Source organism: Segatella oulorum F0390 (assembly GCF_000224615.1).
GTDB classification, from domain to species: Bacteria; Bacteroidota; Bacteroidia; order Bacteroidales; family Bacteroidaceae; genus Prevotella; species Prevotella oulorum.
In genome coordinates, this window is the sequence record NZ_JH114215.1 from 569,385 (window position 1) to 588,726 (window position 19,342).

The 19,342-nt window shown below is 47.8% G+C and carries 20 protein-coding genes; 4 read left to right on the plus strand and 16 right to left on the minus strand.

Translation table 11 applies throughout. From position 1 onward, the window contains the following. Window positions 1–7: 7 nt before the first annotated feature. A complete protein-coding gene (locus HMPREF9431_RS02410) occupies window positions 8–2,059 on the minus strand; it encodes an alpha amylase C-terminal domain-containing protein (protein ID WP_004379490.1) in 2,052 nt (683 codons plus the stop codon). A gap of 85 nt (window positions 2,060–2,144) precedes the next feature. Next, complete coding sequence (locus HMPREF9431_RS02415; RefSeq protein ID WP_040561066.1) at window positions 2,145–3,257, minus strand: MORN repeat-containing protein; 1,113 nt, start codon at window positions 3,255–3,257, stop codon at window positions 2,145–2,147. Window positions 3,258–3,373: 116 nt separating this feature from the next. Here HMPREF9431_RS02415 and kdsB point away from each other — a divergent pair, with 116 nt between their 5' ends. Then, complete coding sequence (kdsB, locus tag HMPREF9431_RS02420; RefSeq protein ID WP_004379492.1) at window positions 3,374–4,117, plus strand: 3-deoxy-manno-octulosonate cytidylyltransferase; 744 nt, start codon at window positions 3,374–3,376, stop codon at window positions 4,115–4,117. Here the strand turns inward: kdsB and HMPREF9431_RS02425 are convergent. Further along, window positions 4,098–4,802 (minus strand): DUF2461 domain-containing protein, encoded by a 705-nt coding sequence (locus tag HMPREF9431_RS02425; protein ID WP_004379493.1) that lies wholly within the window; start codon window positions 4,800–4,802, stop codon window positions 4,098–4,100. The genes kdsB and HMPREF9431_RS02425 overlap by 20 nt on opposite strands. Before the next feature lie 51 nt (window positions 4,803–4,853). On the opposite strand from HMPREF9431_RS02425, the gene nth reads away from it, so the two are divergent. Continuing rightward, a complete protein-coding gene (nth, locus tag HMPREF9431_RS02430) occupies window positions 4,854–5,522 on the plus strand; it encodes an endonuclease III (protein ID WP_004379494.1) in 669 nt (222 codons plus the stop codon). Window positions 5,523–5,705: 183 nt separating this feature from the next. On the opposite strand, the gene HMPREF9431_RS13360 is transcribed toward nth, so the two are convergent. Further along, on the minus strand, window positions 5,706–5,846 hold the full coding sequence (locus tag HMPREF9431_RS13360; protein ID WP_231287687.1) for a hypothetical protein: 141 nt from the start codon (window positions 5,844–5,846) through the stop codon (window positions 5,706–5,708). A 36-nt stretch (window positions 5,847–5,882) separates the two neighbouring features. Between HMPREF9431_RS13360 and HMPREF9431_RS13140 the strand changes: the two genes are divergently transcribed. Then, a complete protein-coding gene (locus HMPREF9431_RS13140) occupies window positions 5,883–6,278 on the plus strand; it encodes a hypothetical protein (protein WP_040560708.1) in 396 nt (131 codons plus the stop codon). 16 nt (window positions 6,279–6,294) lie between these two features. Here HMPREF9431_RS13140 and HMPREF9431_RS12735 read toward each other — a convergent pair whose 3' ends face one another. From HMPREF9431_RS12735 to HMPREF9431_RS02490, 11 genes are all read right to left on the minus strand, one after another. Then, entirely contained in the window at window positions 6,295–6,510 is a 216-nt protein-coding gene (locus HMPREF9431_RS12735; protein WP_040560710.1) for a hypothetical protein, read from the minus strand. A gap of 498 nt (window positions 6,511–7,008) precedes the next feature. Continuing rightward, window positions 7,009–7,272 (minus strand): hypothetical protein, encoded by a 264-nt coding sequence (locus HMPREF9431_RS12740; RefSeq protein ID WP_040560711.1) that lies wholly within the window; start codon window positions 7,270–7,272, stop codon window positions 7,009–7,011. Between the two features lie 530 nt (window positions 7,273–7,802). After that, on the minus strand, window positions 7,803–8,690 hold the full coding sequence (locus HMPREF9431_RS02450) for a DUF6261 family protein (RefSeq protein ID WP_004379496.1): 888 nt from the start codon (window positions 8,688–8,690) through the stop codon (window positions 7,803–7,805). A 374-nt stretch (window positions 8,691–9,064) separates the two neighbouring features. Continuing rightward, on the minus strand, window positions 9,065–10,717 hold the full coding sequence (locus HMPREF9431_RS02460; RefSeq protein ID WP_196794548.1) for a hypothetical protein: 1,653 nt from the start codon (window positions 10,715–10,717) through the stop codon (window positions 9,065–9,067). 4 nt (window positions 10,718–10,721) lie between these two features. After that, window positions 10,722–10,877, minus strand: a complete 156-nt coding sequence (locus HMPREF9431_RS13145) for a hypothetical protein (RefSeq protein ID WP_004379499.1) — start codon at window positions 10,875–10,877, stop codon at window positions 10,722–10,724. 399 nt (window positions 10,878–11,276) lie between these two features. Then, window positions 11,277–13,388 carry an outer membrane beta-barrel protein gene (locus tag HMPREF9431_RS02465; RefSeq protein WP_004379500.1) on the minus strand — a complete coding sequence of 704 codons (2,112 nt, stop codon included), beginning with the start codon at window positions 13,386–13,388 and terminating at the stop codon, window positions 11,277–11,279. A gap of 65 nt (window positions 13,389–13,453) precedes the next feature. Further along, window positions 13,454–13,696, minus strand: coding sequence for a hypothetical protein (locus HMPREF9431_RS02470; protein WP_004379501.1), 243 nt, complete (start codon window positions 13,694–13,696; stop codon window positions 13,454–13,456). A 28-nt stretch (window positions 13,697–13,724) separates the two neighbouring features. Then, window positions 13,725–14,291: a Maf-like protein gene (locus HMPREF9431_RS02475; protein ID WP_004379502.1), complete on the minus strand. Its 567-nt coding sequence runs from the start codon at window positions 14,289–14,291 to the stop codon at window positions 13,725–13,727. An 11-nt stretch (window positions 14,292–14,302) separates the two neighbouring features. Further along, window positions 14,303–14,821, minus strand: coding sequence for a KdsC family phosphatase (locus HMPREF9431_RS02480; protein WP_004379504.1), 519 nt, complete (start codon window positions 14,819–14,821; stop codon window positions 14,303–14,305). Next, complete coding sequence (locus tag HMPREF9431_RS02485; protein ID WP_004379505.1) at window positions 14,814–15,602, minus strand: Rossmann-like and DUF2520 domain-containing protein; 789 nt, start codon at window positions 15,600–15,602, stop codon at window positions 14,814–14,816. The genes HMPREF9431_RS02480 and HMPREF9431_RS02485 overlap by 8 nt, the downstream gene beginning before the upstream one ends. Further along, window positions 15,599–16,231, minus strand: coding sequence for a TetR/AcrR family transcriptional regulator (locus HMPREF9431_RS02490; RefSeq protein WP_004379507.1), 633 nt, complete (start codon window positions 16,229–16,231; stop codon window positions 15,599–15,601). The genes HMPREF9431_RS02485 and HMPREF9431_RS02490 overlap by 4 nt, the downstream gene beginning before the upstream one ends. Window positions 16,232–16,380: 149 nt before the next feature. Between HMPREF9431_RS02490 and HMPREF9431_RS02495 the strand changes: the two genes are divergently transcribed. Beyond that, window positions 16,381–18,666 carry an NADP-dependent malic enzyme gene (locus tag HMPREF9431_RS02495; protein ID WP_004379509.1) on the plus strand — a complete coding sequence of 762 codons (2,286 nt, stop codon included), beginning with the start codon at window positions 16,381–16,383 and terminating at the stop codon, window positions 18,664–18,666. Window positions 18,667–19,068: 402 nt separating this feature from the next. On the opposite strand, the gene HMPREF9431_RS12745 is transcribed toward HMPREF9431_RS02495, so the two are convergent. After that, a partial coding sequence (locus HMPREF9431_RS12745; RefSeq protein ID WP_196794549.1) for a hypothetical protein occupies window positions 19,069–19,342 on the minus strand: 274 nt, incomplete at its 5' end.

Here is a 19,342-nt window from a genome sequence, read left to right on the forward strand (position 1 = left end):
GGGCATTTTAATTTTTATGCAAGACGAAAGCGGTTCGTGCAGGCAGGTATAATTTTATCCATGCCTTATGCTCTGCAGCATAAACAGGGTCGAGACAAGTGAAATGAACCATGGCGTCGTCGTTCAGTCCGTTACCACCGAAAGCAGGAGCATCACTGTCAAGCACCACTTTATAACTGCCTTCAGGCACCAAAAAGCCATAATCCGTAAACGACTTTGCAGGTGAGAAATTGAATACAAAGAGCAAATTGCCCCGCATAAAAGCTAAAACTTGGTCGCCATCGTTATGCCATATCTCTTGCACCTTCGTGCGAATGAAATTACGTTCCATTTTCAACACTTGCAACATGGCTTTATCAAAATCGCCCAAATAATGGTAATCAAGCTCTTGATTGTCTACCAAATTCCACTGTCTTCGTGCATATTTGTAACTCCATCCATTTCCTTCACGTGGAAAATCAATCCATTCAGGATGCCCAAATTCGTTGCCCATGAAATTGAGATAGCCCCCGTTGATGGTTGAAGCCGTTACCAAACGGATTAGTTTATGCAGCGCTATTCCACGGAAAGCAACCTCGTTCTCATCCCCTTTCTTGAAATGCCAATACATATCGGCATCTATAAGTCGGAAGATGAGCGTCTTGTCGCCTACCAACGCCTGGTCATGACTTTCGCAATAAGAGATGGTTCGCTCGTCGGCACGCCGATTCTTCACTTCCCAAAAGATGGAACTGGGTTTCCAATCTTCATCCCTTAATTCCTTAATAGTCTTAATCCAAAAGTCTGGAATATTCATCGCCATGCGATAGTCGAAACCGTAACCTCCATCAGAAAACTTGGCTGCTAAACCGGGCATACCACTCACCTCTTCGGCAATCGTGATAGCCTGTGGATTTACTTCATGAATCAGCAGATTGGCCAGCATGAGATAGCAAATGGCATTGTCATCTTCATGTCCATTGAAATAATCGGCATAACTTGTAAATGCCTCGCCTAACCCATGATGATAATAGAGCATAGATGTGACTCCATCGAAACGGAAACCATCAAAATGGAACTCTTCCAACCAATATTTGCAATTAGAAAGGAGAAAATGCAGCACATTGTCTTTTCCATAATCAAAGCATAAGCTGTCCCAAGCGGGATGCTCGTGGCGGTCGCCCGGATAGAAATATTGGTTGGGATCGCCGGCCAAATTACCTAAGCCTTCGACTTCGTTTTTCACCGCATGAGAGTGAACAATATCCATAATCACGGCAACACCTGCTGCATGAGCGGCATCAATAAGCGCTTTCAGTTCTTCTGGAGTTCCGAAACGACTGGAAGGTGCGAAAAATGAACTCACATGATAGCCAAACGAACCATAATAGGGGTGTTCCTGAATGGCCATGATTTGAATGCAGTTATAGCCGTCTGCCACGATACGCGGTAGCACATTTTCCTGAAACTCACGATAGGTGCCCACACATTCGGCATCCTGCGCCATACCGACATGGCATTCATATATCAGCAAAGGTGACTTGTTGGGATGGAAACTTCGCTTTTTCCATCGATAAGGCTCCTCGGGATTCCACACTTGTGCAGAGAAAATCTTGGTCGTTTCATCTTGCACTACACGTGTAGCCCAGGCTGGAATTCGTTCACCTTCTCCCCCATCCCATTTCACGTGCATTTTGTAAAATTGTCCGTGTTGCAACAATTCTTCAGACAAGCAGAGCTCCCAGTCATCCGTTCCAGCAATTCGATGGGCCTGATAACGTTCTTGCTCTTCCCAATTACTGAAATCGCCTACAAGATAGAGCGCAGTAGCATTGGGTGCCCACTCTCTGAATACCCATCCATTTGGCAACTTGTGAAGGCCATAATATTGGTAACCATTACTAAAATCGGATAATGTTTGCTTCCCATCGTGCGTGAGTTGCGCTAATTTCCATTGTGCATGGTCATGCCGACCACGAATGGCATCTTCAAATGGTGCTAAATAGCTATCGTTTCTCACAATCCCGATGTGTGCTTGTCTTTTTGTAACAGCATTCTTTGCCTGCGAACCTTTTGCCATTATAATTTCCCTTTCTTTTATTCATTTGATGTACCCCGCCGAAGAGTATCATAGCATGGGTATTTCTTTGATAACACTTTCCTCTTTAATCTTCAAAACGACGTCCCGATTCGTAATGCCCTCGCTTCACCACATTGCCGTTGCGATCTTTCTCTACGAACCCTCCATCTCGCCGGTCGTCTACATAAGCACCTTCAAAGCGGTTACCATTTTTGTCTTCTTCAATGGCAACTCCGTTGCGCATACCGTTCTTATAAGTTCCTTTGAAACGACTACCATTGGCATAATAAATGATGACATTCCCATCTATCTTTCCATTCTTAAAATTTCCTTCGAACACGTCGCCCGCTTTTTTTGTTAGCTTTCCATGACCATTTTGCAAGTCATTGCGCCACAATCCCACATAAACATCGCCCGAATGCCATTCAAATGTTCCTTGCCCATCCTTTGCACCTTCAGAGAAATGCCCGGTGTAACGGTCTCCATTGGCATATTTAAATATGCCTTGCCCAGTGCGTTCGCCTTGTACATACTCGCCCTCATAGACATCGCCATTTTGGAATTTATAAATGCCACGTCCATTCTGAATATCATCTGCCCAATTCCCTATATAGACATCGCCGTCGGCATATTTATTCGTTCCTTTTCCCGAACGTTGATTATTGGCCCACATACCATCATAGGTTGTTCCATCCCCCCAATTAAAGAGTCCCTTACCATGCTTTTGATCGTCTTTCCATTGGCCGTCATAATAAGCGCCGCTGGAATAGGTGTAACGTCCCTTTCCCTCACGCTTATCCCGCACCCACGAGCCTTCATATTTATCACCATTATAATAATACATGGTGCCTAAACCTTGCTGGTAGTCACGAAACCATAGGCCCACATACTTATTATTGTTCGCGAAATAATAAGTACCGCGCCCATGCTGTTGATCTTGAAACCATTCTCCCTCATAGCGTTCCCCATCAGAGAATGTATAAACACCATAACCCTCGCGCTTTCCTTTGATATATTCACCCACATAAGTATTACCATTTTTAAAAACAGTGCTACCTTTCCCGTTGGGTTTACCATTCATCATCTGCCCTTTATAGGTTCCGCCATCTTGCGTGGTGCAGGTGCCCAGCACAATCTTTTGTGCCGACAACACGAATGGAAGCGCCAAAAGCGCAATGGATAGTGATAGTTTTTTCAATGTATTGCTTGTTATTTGATTGCACGTCAAAAGTAAGAAAATTATGGTGCCCCACAAAATTAGTTAGTATTTTTTATTACTTTTGCGACAAATCAACAACAAAAGGAAAGAAGAATATGAAATTTATTGGATTAATTCCTGCGCGTTATGCCTCGACGCGTTTCCCCGGAAAGCCTCTTGCCCTATTGGCAGGAAAGCCCGTCATTCAGCATGTTTATGAACAGGTTGCGCCCGTATTAGATGCCGCATTTGTGGCTACCGACGATGAACGCATCTATCAAACGGTGCTTGATTTCGGCGGAAAAGCCATTATGACTTCGGCCAACCACCCTTCAGGTACCGATCGCATCGCCGAGGCTTTAGAAAAGGTCGGCGAAGAATTTGATGTAGTCATAAACATTCAGGGTGACGAACCTTTCATTCAAAAGGAACAAATCACAAGCCTTTGCCGTTGTTTTAAAAATAGTCACACGCAAATTGCCACACTCGGCAAGCCTTTTGAAACCATTGAAGCCTTAGAAAACCCCAATTCGCCCAAGATTGTAACCGACAATCAAGGCTATGCACTTTATTTCAGTCGCAGCATCATCCCGTTTATACGTAACGTGGAGAAAGCCGATTGGCTCAATCACCACACGTTCTTAAAGCATTTGGGCATTTATGCTTATCGCAGCCACGTGCTAAAAGAAATCACGCAATTACCCATGTCATCGCTCGAACGTGCAGAGTCATTAGAGCAGTTGCGCTGGTTGCAAAACGGCTACAAAATACAAGTTGTGACGACCGATTTCGAAACGGTGGGCATCGACACGCCCGACGACTTGCAGCGTGCCGAAGCTTTTATTCGTAATCGTCGATGACACTATTCATGAAGTCCATGGCGGGTTTGCCCACCTTGAACACCTCGCTCATCGTGCGGAGCCAGCCATCGCCTTCAAAGAAATCGTCGGGCACATGGTGCCAGCAACAATAATCTTTCATCCGCAGATATTCCACATGGGCATAATCCTTGGGAAAACCTTTGGGCGCCGTCTTTAGCCCCGCCAGCCCAAAGCCATTGGCACCCGATCCATCCCAACTGCTTTCATTGGGGCGGCCAAAAAGGCGGATAAACTCGGGCGACTCAACACATTGCTGCCATTCACCAATACGTGCCATGATTTCATTGCGGCAAGCCGTGAGAACATGGGTGGGCAGCCAATAGCCACCCACAGCCAACAGGCATTTCCCTGGTTCCAAATGCACATAATAACCACCCCGCAGCGACTTCTTGCCCTTAGCATTGATATAAGCGCCCAAATGATTTTTATAGGGACTTTTATCTTCGCTGAAGCGCGTATCACGATTAAAACGATAGCACGAATCCTTCACCGTCACATGTGCCACCTCGGGATCAAACTGTGCGATGGTTGCGATAGCCTGTTCAATGCCATGTTCGAAATCTGCCCGACATGCATCATACTCATCCTTATGTTCCTGAAACCACTCGCGATTGTTGTTGGCAGCGAGCGTGCGCAGATAATTCAATATTCGTTTTGCGTTCATATTATCCTGTAATTTTTTGCAAAGATAGTATTTTTTTCTACTTTTGCAGCCATGACACGAAAAGAAAGATTTGATTACATTCTCCAATATTTTGCGCAGAAAGAAGGTCACGTCACCACCGAACTTCAGTTCGCGAGCGCATTTCAACTGCTCGTAGCCACATTGCTCAGTGCCCAGTGCACCGACAAGCGCATCAACCAAATCACCCCCGAACTGTTTCGCCATTACCCCACAGCCAAAGCCATGGCCGCAGCCACATGGGAAGACATCTTCGAGCTGATTAAGAGCGTGAGCTATCCCAATGCCAAAGCCCATCATCTCAGCGAGATGGCGCGTATGCTGGTGGAGCAGTTTCAGGGCGAAGTGCCCGACACGCGTGAAGCACTCACCTTGCTGCCGGGAGTAGGTCGCAAAACGGCCAACGTGGTGCAGGCCGTATGGTTTGGCAAACCCACCTTAGCCGTCGACACCCACGTCTTCCGTGTGAGCCACCGTTTGGGATTGGTGCCCGCCACAGCCAACACGCCACTGAAAGTGGAATTGGCACTGCTCAAACATATTCCTACCACCCAAGTGAGCGATGCCCACCATTGGATTCTCCTGCATGGTCGCTATATATGCAAAAGCCAGCGCCCGCAATGCACCGTGTGCCCCTTCAATTGGTTTTGTCCGTCAAGCACCATTAAAAAGGAGACATTACCACCCGCAACGAACGGATGATTTCCCCGCACGCAAATGGATTTTAAAAAGTACAATGCCGATGGCATAGGTTCCCGCCCACGACTTTACCCAGGGTAGCCTCCTATCGGCGGCAACCCTGGGCTATCAAAAGTACAAGCCCTACAGGCTTGATCTCCCCTCCATATCCCGTTCACACACGCGGGGTAGCGACATTTGCACACATCACCCACCCAAACGGAATACGTAGGCCATGCACAATCCATCCCCAAACGAAATCAACCGCCCACGCGCAATCTGCCCAAACGGAACCGTAGGGGCGGTGCCTATGTGCCCGCCCGAACGTCCGCGTAGTGGCGTTTCCATACCAAAAATACACGCATTGTGCGCGGGGATTTAACGATGGATGCGCCCCTACAGGGCGACACGGGCGGGCACATAGGCACCGCCCCTACCAAACTCCATCATATTTTTCCAGGCAATCCCATACAAACAAAATTCCATCCATGCGCAATTCACCCCAAACGAAATCAACCGTCCATGTGCAATCCGTCCCTACCAATCTCCATCAAATCGTACGGTGTGCCACTACCGCGTAGCGGTTATACTTTCGATAGCGCAGGGTTGGCAAGTGCAACGCAGCCTACCCTGGGTAATGGTGCAAGGGAAGAGGCTACCCCCTTGGGGGTTGTACTTTTTCTCATCGCACATCATTACCACATGGTGCCGAATGGATTATTCGCAAATGATTTCCCCACACGAAAATTGATTTTAAAAAGTACAATGCCGATGGCATAGGTTCCCCTCCACGACTTTACCCAGGGTAGATTTCGCTGCGCTCAATCAACCCTGCGCTATCAAAAGTACAACACCGATGGTGTTGGTTCATGTGCACCGTTTTCCCAACAAACAAAACCACACACGCAATCCACCCAAACGGCATCAACCGTCCACGCGCAATCTGCCCAAACGAAACCGTAGGGGCGGCGCCTATGTGCCCGCCCGAACGTCCGCGCAGCGGCGTTTCCATACCAAAAATACACGCATAGTGCACGGGGAATGAACGATGGATGCGTCCTTGTAGGGCGACGCGGGCGGGCACACAGGCACCGCCCCTACCAATCCCCGTAATATTTTTCCACGCAATCTTACACAAACAAAATAACTATTTACGCGCAATCCACCCAAACGAAATCAACCGCCCATGTGCAATTCGTCCCTACCAATCTCCATCAAACCATGTGGTGTGCCATTACCCCACCGTATTGCACATTCGATAGCTCCAAACGATGCGGTGTGCCCTTACCGCATTGCGGTTATACTTTCGATAGCGCAGGATTGGCAAGTGCAACGCAGCCTACCCTGGGTAACAATGCAAGCGAGGAGGCTACCCCCTTGGGGGTTGTACTTTTTCTCATCGCACATCATTACCACATGGTGCCGAATGGATTATTCGCAAATGATTTCCCCACACGAAAATTGATTTTAAAAAGTACAATGCCGATGGCATAGGTTCCCCTCCACGACCTTACCCAGGGTAGATTTCGCTGCGCTCAATCAACCCTGCGCTATCAAAAGTACAACACCGATGGTGTTGGTTCATGTGCACCGTTTTCCCAACAAACAAACAAACAAACAAAACCACCCACACGCAATCCACCCAAACGGCATCAACCACCCACGCGTAATCTACCCAAACGAAATCAACCGTCCCACACGCTATCTGCTCAAACGAAACCGTAGGGGCGGCGCCTGTGTGCCCGCCCGAACGTCCGCGTAGCGGCGTTTCCATACCAAAAATACACGCATGGTGCGCGGGGAATTTAACGATGGATGCGCCCCTACAGGGCGACACGGGCGGGCACACAGGCGCCGCCCCTACCAAACTCCACCAAACCACGCGGTGTGCCATTACCTCATCACATTGTACATTCGATAGCCCACGCCAACCACGCGGTGTGCCATTACCTCATCACATTGTACATTCGATAGCTCCAAACCACGCGGTGCGTCATTACCCCATCGGGGTTATACTTTCGATAGCGCAGGGTTGGCAAGTGCAACGCAGCCTACCCTGGGTAACAATGCAAGCGAGGAGGCTACCCCCTTGGGGGTTGTACTTTTTCTCATTACAACATAACGATTGCAACTACCCCACACACTCGGGGGCGGAAATGCATCGCGCACTCCCGCCCCCATTACTTAAAATAAAAAAGTGTGTGTATGTTATGATTTGGGCGCCACCGTGGATGACGTCATTTGTTTTAAAACAAACTATTTCGTCGGCATCACCATGGATGACGCCATTTGTTTTAAAACAAGTTATTCTTTCGGTGTCACCGTGGCATCACCCTGACCTTTGCCGCCGGGTTTATCCTTACCGTCGCCACCGTCGCCCGGCTTTGCAGCATCATCGCCCGGCTTCTTGCCATCGGGATTCTTCCCGCCGTCACCGGGTTTCTTCCCGTCACCGGGTTTGTCGCCATCCGACGGCTTTTTGCCGCCCTTCTTTTTCTTCGGCAGCACCTCGTGTTTGTAACGGTCGATGTGCTCGTTGAGGAACTTGGCTAAGGCATCGTAATCGGTGGTGCCCGAGACCATCGCCAACGCATTGACAAACTTCACGAGGTGACGATAGGCGGCATCGGTGGCCAAACGCGCCTGACGGAGTTCGCCGGCTATGACGGCCGATTGCGCGGTAGTGCGGCCAACGATGAACTGCTCCACCTTGGCATTGGCCTCCTTGAGCGGCGCAACAAACAGCGTGAGCCCGAGCTTCGTCACCTGAGCGGCATATTTTGTTTCGAGGTCGGCAATGAAATTGTGCAGCAAACCCGTCTCGCGGTCCAACTGCATCTTGGGGTCAATGCGATAATCTGCCAAACATTGCTGCAGCTCCTTGGCCGCCTGCACCACATCGGCCACGGGCGCATCCGTCAGCCCCTTAATCGATTTGCGCAGCCCGCGAAAAATATTGTCGCGCTTGTCGTCGGCCGCCTTGATGTCGTCGGTGATGAGGCTCTTTTGCGAAATCGCCAAACAGCGGTCCTCCTCCTTCAACGCAGCCGCCAACGCCTCCATCGCCTTTTTCGCCGCAGCATTTGTGCTCAGCGCCGTCTCCGTTGCGAAACGGTCGTTCACCACCTTCATAAACTCGTAGTGCGCACCGTTGTTGAAGCGCACTAAATCGATAGGTTGAATGTCTACCATAACTTGAATATTTTTTATGTGATTAATATAAAAATTGCCTGTACCAAAGTGTTATTCCACTTTTTCGAACGCTTGCAGCGTTTCTGCAAATGCATTCCCGAACGGTTTTGCGCTTGCAGAGCTTCTGCAAATGCATTCCCGAACGGTTTGGCGCTTGCAGAGCTCCTGCAAATGCGTTCCCGAACGGTTTGGCGCTTGCAGAGCTCCTGCAAATGCGTTCCCGAATGGTTTTGCGCTTGCAGAGCTCCTGCAAATGCATTCCCGAACGGTTTGGTGCTTGCAGAGCTCCTGCAAATGCATTCCCGAGCGGTTTGGCGCTTGCAGAGCTCCTGCATGCGTGCCCACCACTGCATTGGACATCGTCCACCATCTTTTTAATAGTAGATGAAAGGCCGAACCGACGCTTCGTTTTTATTTTTCCTTGCATTAAAATAGAATACTTCTCGGTAGGGTCGCACCTCATCTTTTGAGGCGCAGGTAATAGCTGCATCCTTACTATATTCAGTGCTCGTCCAAAAATTATAACCAAAAGTTCCTCCTGCATTGATAAAGCTTGTTTCCAGTGGGTCGATTTTATAGATACCACTACCAAGCTTACTTGGATTATTCTCAGCAGACATATTGCCCTTTCCTATTTTCAGCACAAGATGGTGCACTTGTCCTAAACTGGGCAAGAACCATTTCCCCGTTTTACCACCCGAGAAGGTCAACGGAACCCCGGCATTATAATGAATAGCTTGATAAAAGGCATTATACTTGCCATCTTTCACGGCAACATCAGCCTTTGCGATGTGATCTGCACTTCCGTCGCTCTCATAAGTCCAGCGATAACCATCCATATCGGCAATTGCAGCATCAAAATTAGTGAAAGCGTGTGGGTTTACGATTGTTGTAGCATCATCATTCCACATGCAGCTGCTGCTTGTACTCTTCAGGGCTACAGCTAATCCGTCTGTGGTTGTTGTTTTCTCGTCTAAGACAACAGCAATTGGTGTGCGCGAACCGCGCTTGGCCAACGAACCGATGGTGCCATCGCTGTAGAGATACCATGGGTCTTTGTTTTTGAGCTTCAACTTCCAAATGTAACTGTGGTTCTTCTGAAGGGTGCCGAAAGAAACAGACTTATTCGAGGAAACGGTACGACCATAGAGCGTGCCTTTAATGGTGTAATAGGTCACACTTCTATATTCCGGCGAGCACAGAATATAATCGGTGGTGTAGGTGTATTCCTTGGTGATGGAACTGGGCTGATAGGCCTGGTTGAGGTGGAGTGCACCACTGGTATAATTAATCCATGCAGGGTAACTTCCATATCTCAGTATGTTACCTTTTAAATCGAAATAGGCCGAGCCGACATTATACTCTGTGTTGCCATAGAGCCCAGTTAACAATGGCGATTCTATCGGTTCGGTGTAGGAGACAAATTGATAGCGAACGCGTGCCTGCTGATGGCGCATGACAAACGACACGAACACATCAAACGGATTGGTGACCGTGACGGGGTCGGAAACACCGATGAGGGACATGCCATCTTCTTCATTCAATTGCACATAAAGTTCGTTGCCATTGTCGGTCACAGCACTGTTGATGCACACAAAGGTGTAGGTGCCTGCTTCTAATTCCCAATGGCCGGAGGGGGTGAACACGCCACCGGTCATGTTGCCCGTCAAACCATCGTGGCGTGTGCCGCCGGCATCGATGGCATAAATCTTATAGGTGCCGTCGGGAACGGGGTTGCCGGCACGGGTCTGTGCGCAACCGGTCGTGTCGGGCTCGAGCGTTGCTTCGGCAATGATGCCGTTGCCTAAGTCAATCTCTTGCGGCTCGGCCAGGGCGCGTGTGCCTTGTTTGGCGGCAGCAACTTCGCCGGGTTCGAAACCCTCTTCGGTGAATTGAAAGCGAATGCCTTTCGCCACATCAATCTTGTTGCCTGTGTCGGCCATGTTCTCTTCGCTGCTGCAAGCACTCAGCAACAGCAGGCCGGCAAGGCAGCCCATCATCAGGATGTTTTTTCGTTTCATCTTCATTTTTTTATACCTCCTCTTCTTCTCCGGGCACTTCTTCGTCGGCACCCCATTCTTCTTCGGTTGAACCTTTCTTGATAACAACACTCGATTTTGCAATCATAATCTCGTCCATGAGAGAAATGACTTCGCACCAAGGTGCGACATAAGTTTTTTTCTTCATCTTTACTTAAATTTATTGTTGTTTTGAGTTACTGCAATGCATAACTTTTGAGCACAAACGGCTCGATTTTTTCCACAAAAAAGGGCGTGCAAAAAGTTTATAAAAAACTTCTTGCACACCCTTTGTTTGTAAGTGTTTATGTTGTATATTACGCGCGCGTCGCGCGTACCTTTATATTGGTCTCGCTCCTGTGTGTGTGTGTGTGTGTGTGTGTTACACAATTATTTGGATTGACCAAATAAATGGCATAAAAAGATGCAAAGAAAGAAGATTTTCTTTGCAACGTCTGCATGCTATATGTAACCGACTTTACGTTCATGGGCGCAAAGGTATAAACTTTTTCGGGAAGTGAAAAACCTTTGCACCCATTTTTTGTATTGTCTGATGATTTTTTACCGTTTATAGCCCACGTTGCAAACGCGAGGTGTCAATCGCTGGCTGCTGCTTCTCGGCGTAATCGCCTAATTTGATGGTCAGCGACACACCAAACTGGCGATAGCAGGAGCAATCGAAATGCAATGAATAGCCATGTTGTTGGAAACGCGGATGGGCAATGGCTGTGCGAAACAGGTCGTTGGCAAAGGCATGAAGGTGGGCACGTTGTTTCCAAAAATCCCAGTTCATGCCTACGTCAACACTTCCTGTGGCAGGAATATCCCAAGTGCCTTGTTTGGTTTTAGTTTGCACAGATGCATCGAATGTCAGCGCAAGATGATGTAGGGTGGAAAGTGTGACCACATTCTTGAGTGCGGCTACGCCATAGATTGCCACTCGATTGAATGCCACATAGCGCACGGCATGATTGAAATCGCGTTGCCAAATGCCCATCAATGTGAGCCGGCTGTCAATCATCTGCCCCACCTTTTGTGGGATCACGGCTTGCAAGCCAGCCTGTTCTCGATATTCTAAATTGACTGGCAGCAGCGCGGCACTTGCTGCTGGAGATAAACTCACAGTGGCTTGGCGCATGATGCATTCGTCGGTATAAGTATACCATGCAGTGAACTGATAGCGTTGTTTCAACAAATAGGTTAGCTGCGTTTGATAGGATGTGGCGGGATGCAAATCGGTATTTCCCACCAACAGATTAAAGTTGCCTCGAGTTGGCATCATGATGGGCTGCATCGCCCAATAATTGGGATATTGCAAGCTTGAACTTAAACTCAACAACCACATGTGGTTGGCGTGCGGCATATAGGTTACATTCAATGTGGGAAGGGGACGCCAGTCATTGAGAGCATCCAATCTTGGCAGGTGATAATATTCGGCCGCCAACGAAGCATCAACGCTCAACTGCTCGCTAAACCGCTTGCTAAATCCTGCATAGGTATTGACAAGCGTCTCTTGGCCATCATGGTAGTAGTCTTCGCCATAGGGTCTGCTTGGAGGGGGCAATTTCATAGCCATGGCGTGATTGACTTCATCGTGGGTTGTTTTCAGCCAAGCTCCATAGTGTAGCTGCCAACCACGGCTCAAAGTGTGGGTTTGCTGCGCATAAAACCGCCAGCTTTGTACATTCATCTTGCTTTCGATGCCCTCATAAAGTGTTCCCGACGACAAACTCGCTACAAAGAATTGGTCGACCGGTGAGCGAAACCATGTTCCTTCAACACCCACTTTTAGCCCAAAGGGTGCTTGATAGTCAAGGCGCACGTCATGAAGCCACGGACGATATTTTAATCGGTCATTGCCCAATGTGTAGCCAGCAAAATTGCGCTCAAACTTTTGATGATTGTAATCGCCTTGATATGCAAACGACAACTGGTTGTTGGTTGCAAACCGATATGTTGCACCCAATTGGTAGGTATGAGCAAAGACATGCTCACAGGTTACTTCGTTGCTCATGACGGTGGAGAGTGAACCTGCTGTGCGATAACCCAAAGTTTCGTTTTCGAAACCAAAACGGAGGCCATGCGAATGCAGATAGAATGCGTCCAAGCTGAACTTTCCTTTGTGATAGCGGCCAGCTATCCGCTCTCCGAATAATGCGTCATGGTCTTGATGATAAGCCAAATTCACTTCTCCTGAAAAGGTTTTACTCAAGTCTTCACTGCGTTTCAAAACAAGATTGATGAGCCTGCCATGCACCTGATATTGTGCAGGAGATGCATACATCACATCTACTCGCTCAATGCTACTTGCTGGCATACTCTTTAGCTGTTGTGCCACTTGCGCAAGTGACAAGGAAGAAACTTGCCCATCGATGGCAAACGAAACGTCTTGCCCCAATAATTGTAAGGTGCTGTTCGTTTCAATGACTCCAGGTAACAACTTTACAGCCTCCCAAGCATTATCGGCTCCTCGCCCTTGGAGAAGACGTTGCAAATCATAGCTGATGGTGGCACCTTTAACCTGTGCAATGGGTGCCGCACCTCGAACCATGATTGTTGGAAGTGTCTGGGCAATGCTATCCATGCAACTCAATCCCATTGATGTTTGCGCTCCGGCACTGAAGCTAATAGTAAGGGATAATCCCAGCACATAAGCTTTTCTTTTTGTGTTCTGCTTCATAAAAGTAATGTTTAAAGGATATATTAAAAGTTTGAATATTTTATTGATTAGTCCTCTGCTCTGCGTTATTTTTTGCGCAGGCCAAAGCAAAGCCAAACTACTAACGCAGCAATCATTGTGATGTTGACCAGCAACACCACACCTAAGCGATTGATTTCAGCTTCTACCATGGGGGTGATGACAGCATCAGAGGAAGCCATGTTACTGGCGAGAAGCAAATGCTCCTTGGCTAATTTCCAATAATGGAAATCAACCATCATCAAACCATGGAAAACGATTAAGAGGATGATCTTTGCGAGGCGGTTCATAGGATTATCTGAAAAAAGAGTGAAAAAATTAGAAGTGCTGCAACTCTTCATAGACACGTTGCACGGGAAGTCCCATCACATTATAATAACTGCCATTCAAAGCGGTGACACCAATATAGCCTATCCATTCTTGAACGCCATAGGCACCCGCCTTGTCAAGCGGTTTATAGGTGTCTACATAATAATTGATTTCTGTTTGCGAAAGCGCTTTGAACGTGACATCGGTGACAACTTTAAATGCCACTTGTTTGTGCTGTGTAGTCAAACTAACGCCTGTCACCACCTGATGTGTGCGACCACTGAGCAAAGCCAGCATAGTTTTAGCGTCGGCTGCATTTCGAGGCTTCCCTAAAATCCTATTGCCTACAACGACAATCGTGTCGGCAGTGATAAGCAGTTCTTCGGGCTGTAGTTCTGCGCAATAGGCTTTCGCTTTCAATTTCGACAAATAGAGTGGCACCTCTTCTGCCGGCAAATCGTCGGGATAGGTCTCATCGATACCCGCCTTCACCCGCACCTCGAAAGGCCAATCTAATCCTTTTAAAAGTTCTTGTCGGCGAGGCGAATTGCTCGCCAAGATTAAATGATAGTTCATACGCTCCTGTTTTACCAGCCAAACGCTTTTTCATCAGCGAGCCATTTGCCTTGTGCACGCAACACTTGCTCTATGACATCGCGCCCTACTCCTTCACCTCCACACCGTTGACTCACATAGGTAGCAATGGCTTTAATATCTGTAGCCGCGTCGGCCGGACAGCAAGCGCAACCACACTCGCGCATCACTTCGTAGTCAGGAATATCATCGCCCACATAAATCACTTCATCATGGTTCAGCTGATGCTGGGAGAGAAACTCATGATAAACCGTTCGTTTGACCGACGCTCCCATGAACATGTCGGTAACACCTAAGCTTTCATAGCGTTTTCTCACAGCCGCTGTGTTGCCACCCGTGAGAATTGCAATGCGCAATCCCATCTTAATGGCCAATTGAATGGCATATCCATCTTTGATGTTGATGGTTCTGAGCGGTTCACCTGTGGCCGAAAGTACGATTGTCTCGGCCGAAAGCACGCCATCGACATCAAAGATGATGGCTTTTATTTTCGACAAATCATAATTAATCATGCGCTTCTTGATTTTGTGCGACAATGTGTATAGATTGGCTCATAAGCTCATAAATCTTTTGCAAACGAGGACGATGGCGCAGCAATTCGAGCTGCTTGTGAATGATATTCTCATCGAAACGAACGGCAGGTCCGGTTTGTGCGATTTGCGGTGTCAGCGTGTTTACCTTGCTTGCCGTCTCATTGATTAGAGGCAACAGGATGGAAAATGGAATCTGCTCGGCTTGCAACACCTCGTCGGCCAACGCATAACAATGATTGGTAAAGTTGCAAGCAAACACCGCCGCCAAATGAATGGCTTGGCGTTGTGACGAACTCATCCAGTGAATTGTCGAAGTAAGTGTTTGTGCAAGCTGTCGAAGTGCTGTAGCTGTTGTTTTATCTGATGCTTCTAAGAAACAAGGTGTACGGCGAAAATCAACCCGTCTTTGCTTCGAAAACGTTTGCAGAGGATAGAGCACTCCATAATGCTGCGCATGCCCTTTGAACACATCCATGGCAACACTACCTGCTGTATGCACAAAAATCTTATCCATTTTACCTGCACAAACCATAGTAATTGCATCGCATAATGCGCTATCTTTAAGCGCAAAAACATAGAGATTGGCTGCATCGGTGATAGCTTCCCATGCAGAGACGGGCTGCGCTTGCAGTTGCGAGGCTAAGGCATTGGCATGCGCTTGCGTGCGGCTATACACTTGAATGATGTGATGACCAGCGGCCTTCAATGCCAAGCCCAACTGGGTAGCCACATTCCCGGCCCCAATTAATGTTATTTTCATTTAAAGAAATTGATTTTTGTTTCGAGCAACGCTATCCCCTTTTCTGTGCAGATGCTACGTATGAAGAGCAAAAGCACATTGTGAAAGACGTGCCGCACACCATACTTTTGATACAATTTTGCCTCCATCACATACCTCATCACAACCTGTTCGATATCACACATCAGCATAATATTGGCATCAGCACAAAAATATCCTTGCTTCACGCCAGCATCAAAAAAATCCTTCATCTGCACGGAACGCTGTGCATGCAACTGCATTAGATAGTCGAGTATTCGGTGATACTTGTGCAAATCTGAAAAGAATGTAGGATTTAAATTCTTCACTGCATCCATTCGCAACCTGTAATACAACGCCATCACATCGATTACAGTAACAATCTCTTCTGTCATATACTTTTTTATTTGGTGGTCATAAGCCTCTTCCCTCTGCTTAACCCCCTCAAAAAGCAAGGTCTCTTTATTTGCATAAATCTCGTAAAGCGTACGCTTTGAAATGCCTAATTTTCGAGCTATATCATCCATTTTCACTTGTTTGATGCCCCGTGCACAAAACTCTTTCATGGCCGTTTCTAAAATGCGTCCACGCAATTGCTCGCGATATTCAGTTGGTGTATTTGTCTTATACATGTGCCACTACAAAATAATAATTGTCTGATAATTTTGCTGCAAAGTTACAAAAAAACATAGAAAGCTATTAGGGTGTAGGTCGTTTTTAGTAACTTTGCACACACAGCAAATAAGCATACGACGATAAAAACAATAGTATTTTTAAAGATATGGTAAAGATTACAAAAGAAGCAGCACTGGAATACCATTCAAATGGTCGCCCAGGCAAGATTGAAGTAAAACCCACCAAGCCCTATAGTACACAAACCGACTTGAGTTTGGCCTATTCACCTGGTGTGGCTTTCCCCTGTCTCGAGATACAAGCCACTCCCGACGACGCCTATAAATATACTGATAAGGGCAATCTTGTGGCAGTCATCAGCAACGGAACAGCCGTGTTGGGATTGGGCGACATTGGTGCCATGAGCGGCAAACCCGTGATGGAAGGCAAGGGACTGCTATTCAAGATTTATGGCGGAATAGACGTTTTCGACATTGAAGTGGCCGAGAAAGACCCCGAAAAATTCTGTGAGGCCGTGGAAAAGATTGCGCCCACTTTTGGTGGTATCAACTTAGAAGACATCAAAGCTCCCGAATGTTTCTACATTGAAGAGCGCTTGAAGAAAACGTTAGATATTCCTGTGATGCACGACGATCAGCACGGAACGGCTATCATCTCGGCAGCAGGGCTACTCAATGCACTTGAAGTGGCAGGCAAAAAAATCGAGGATGTGAAGATTGTTGTGAATGGTGCAGGGGCTGCAGCCATTAGTTGCACAAAGCTTTACGTTGCATTAGGTGCAAGGCTCGAAAATATTGTGATGCTCGACTCACACGGCGTCATCAACACTGAGCGCAAGGACTTGAATGAGCAGAAAAAGCAATTTGCCACCCATCGCACCGATGCGCACACGTTAGAAGAGGCTATAAAAGGTGCCGATGTGTTCTTAGGCTTGAGCAAAGGCAATATATTGACGCAAGACATGGTGCGCAGCATGGCCAAGAATCCCATCGTGTTTGCTTTGGCCAACCCCGTGCCCGAGATTTCTTATGAGGATGCTTTAGCCAGCCGTCCCGATGTGCTGATGAGCACGGGGCGCAGCGATTATCCCAACCAAATCAACAATGTCATCGGCTTTCCATACATTTTCCGCGGTGCGTTGGACGTGCATGCCAAGGCTATCAACGAAGCCATGAAGCTGGCTGCCGTGAAAGCAATTGCCGAATTGGCCAAACAGCCTGTTCCTGACGTGGTGAATGAGGTGTATCGTGTGACCGATCTCACCTTCGGACCGAAATATTTCATCCCCAAGCCTGTCGATCCTCGCTTGATTACCGAGGTGAGTGCGGCCGTGGCTAAAGCCGCTATCGAGAGTGGCGTGGCACGCACTACCATCACCGATTGGGAGGCTTACAAGCAGAATTTGCGTCAGCTATTGGGACAAGAAACGGCTCTCACACGCAAGCTCCACGACACGGCGCGCCTACATCCACAACGTGTGGTGTTTGCAGAAGGTGGACACGCCACCATGATGAAAGCTGCGGTGCAAGCCAAGCAAGAAGGCATTTGCGAGCCTATTCTGTTGGGTAATCCCGACCGACTCAATCGTTTGGCCGCCCGTTTGAAGTTGGACCTTACAGGAGTAGAGATTATCGACATGCGCGCCGACCAGGAACAAGGGCGTCGTGCCACTTTTGCCAAGCAATTAGCCGAGCGACGTGCACGGCAAGGATACACCTTTGAAGAGGCTTATGATAAGATGTATGAACGCAATTATTTTGGTATGAGCTTAGTTGAAAACGGTTATGCCGACGCCTTTATTACCGGCCTCTACACCAAATATAGCAACACGATTAAAGTGGCCAAAGAGGTGATTGGCATCAAAGATGGTTACAACACCTTTGCCACGATGCACATTTTGAACACCAAGAAAGGCGTCTATTATGTGGCCGACACGCTCATCAATCGTCATCCCGATGCCGAGGTGCTCACCGATATTGCCAAACTGAGCAAGCAAACCGTGGAGTTCTTCAACGAAGAGCCCGTGATAGCCATGCTCAGCTATTCGAACTTTGGTTCCGACGAGGTGGGTAGCCCCACGAGAGTGCATCAGGCTGTGAAGCAGATGCAAAACGAGTTCCCCAATTTGGCCATCGATGGTGAGATGCAAGTGAACTTCGCTCTTGACAAAACGCTGCGCGACGACAAGTTCCCTTTCAGTCGGCTGAAAGGCAAAGAGGTCAACACGTTGGTATTCCCCAACATGAGTAGTGCTAATTGCAGCTACAAACTGTTGCAGGCTTTAAATCCCGATTGCGAAATCATCGGCCCCATTCAAATGGGTTTAAATCGCGCCATCCACTTCACCGACTTTGAAAGTTCGGTGCAAGATGTGGTCAACATCACGGCCGTTGCCGTGATTGATGCCTATGTGGAAAAGCTGAAGAAAGCATAAACCAGTCGAACTGCTGGCCGAATACATGCTCGGGCACGGCTACTCCCCCAATCGGTTCATTAGAAACTGGGACGATTTCCATTCTAATGAACCGATTTTCGCATTCCCCTCCCCTACGCCTCGTGCGCAGACTTCTCGGAACAAGTTATTTTTGGACGCACGACCCTGCGGCGCAGAAAACGGCCATCGTTTTTTGACGTGCAACCCTCCGAGGTAAAAATCCCACATAGAATTCTTACCAATCGACCTCGGGGGTAAAAATCCCACATAGAATTCTTACCAATCGACCCTCGGGGGTAAAAATCCCACATAGAATTCTTACCAATCGACCCTCGGGGGTAAAAATCCCACATAGAATTCTTACCAATCGACCCTCGGGGGTAAAAATCCCACATAGAATTCTTACCAATCGACCTCGGGCGTCAAGAATTCCACATGGAATCTTTGACAATCGACCTCAGGCGTCAAGAATTCCACATGGAATTTTTGACAATCGACCTCAAGCGTCAAGAATTCCACATGGAATCTTTGACAATCGACCTCAGGCGTCAAGAATTCCACATGGAATTTTTGACAATCGACCTCAAGCGTCAAGAATTCCACATGGAATTTTTGACAATCGACCTCAAGCGTCAAGATTTCCACATGGAGTTTTTGACAATCGACCTCAGGCGTC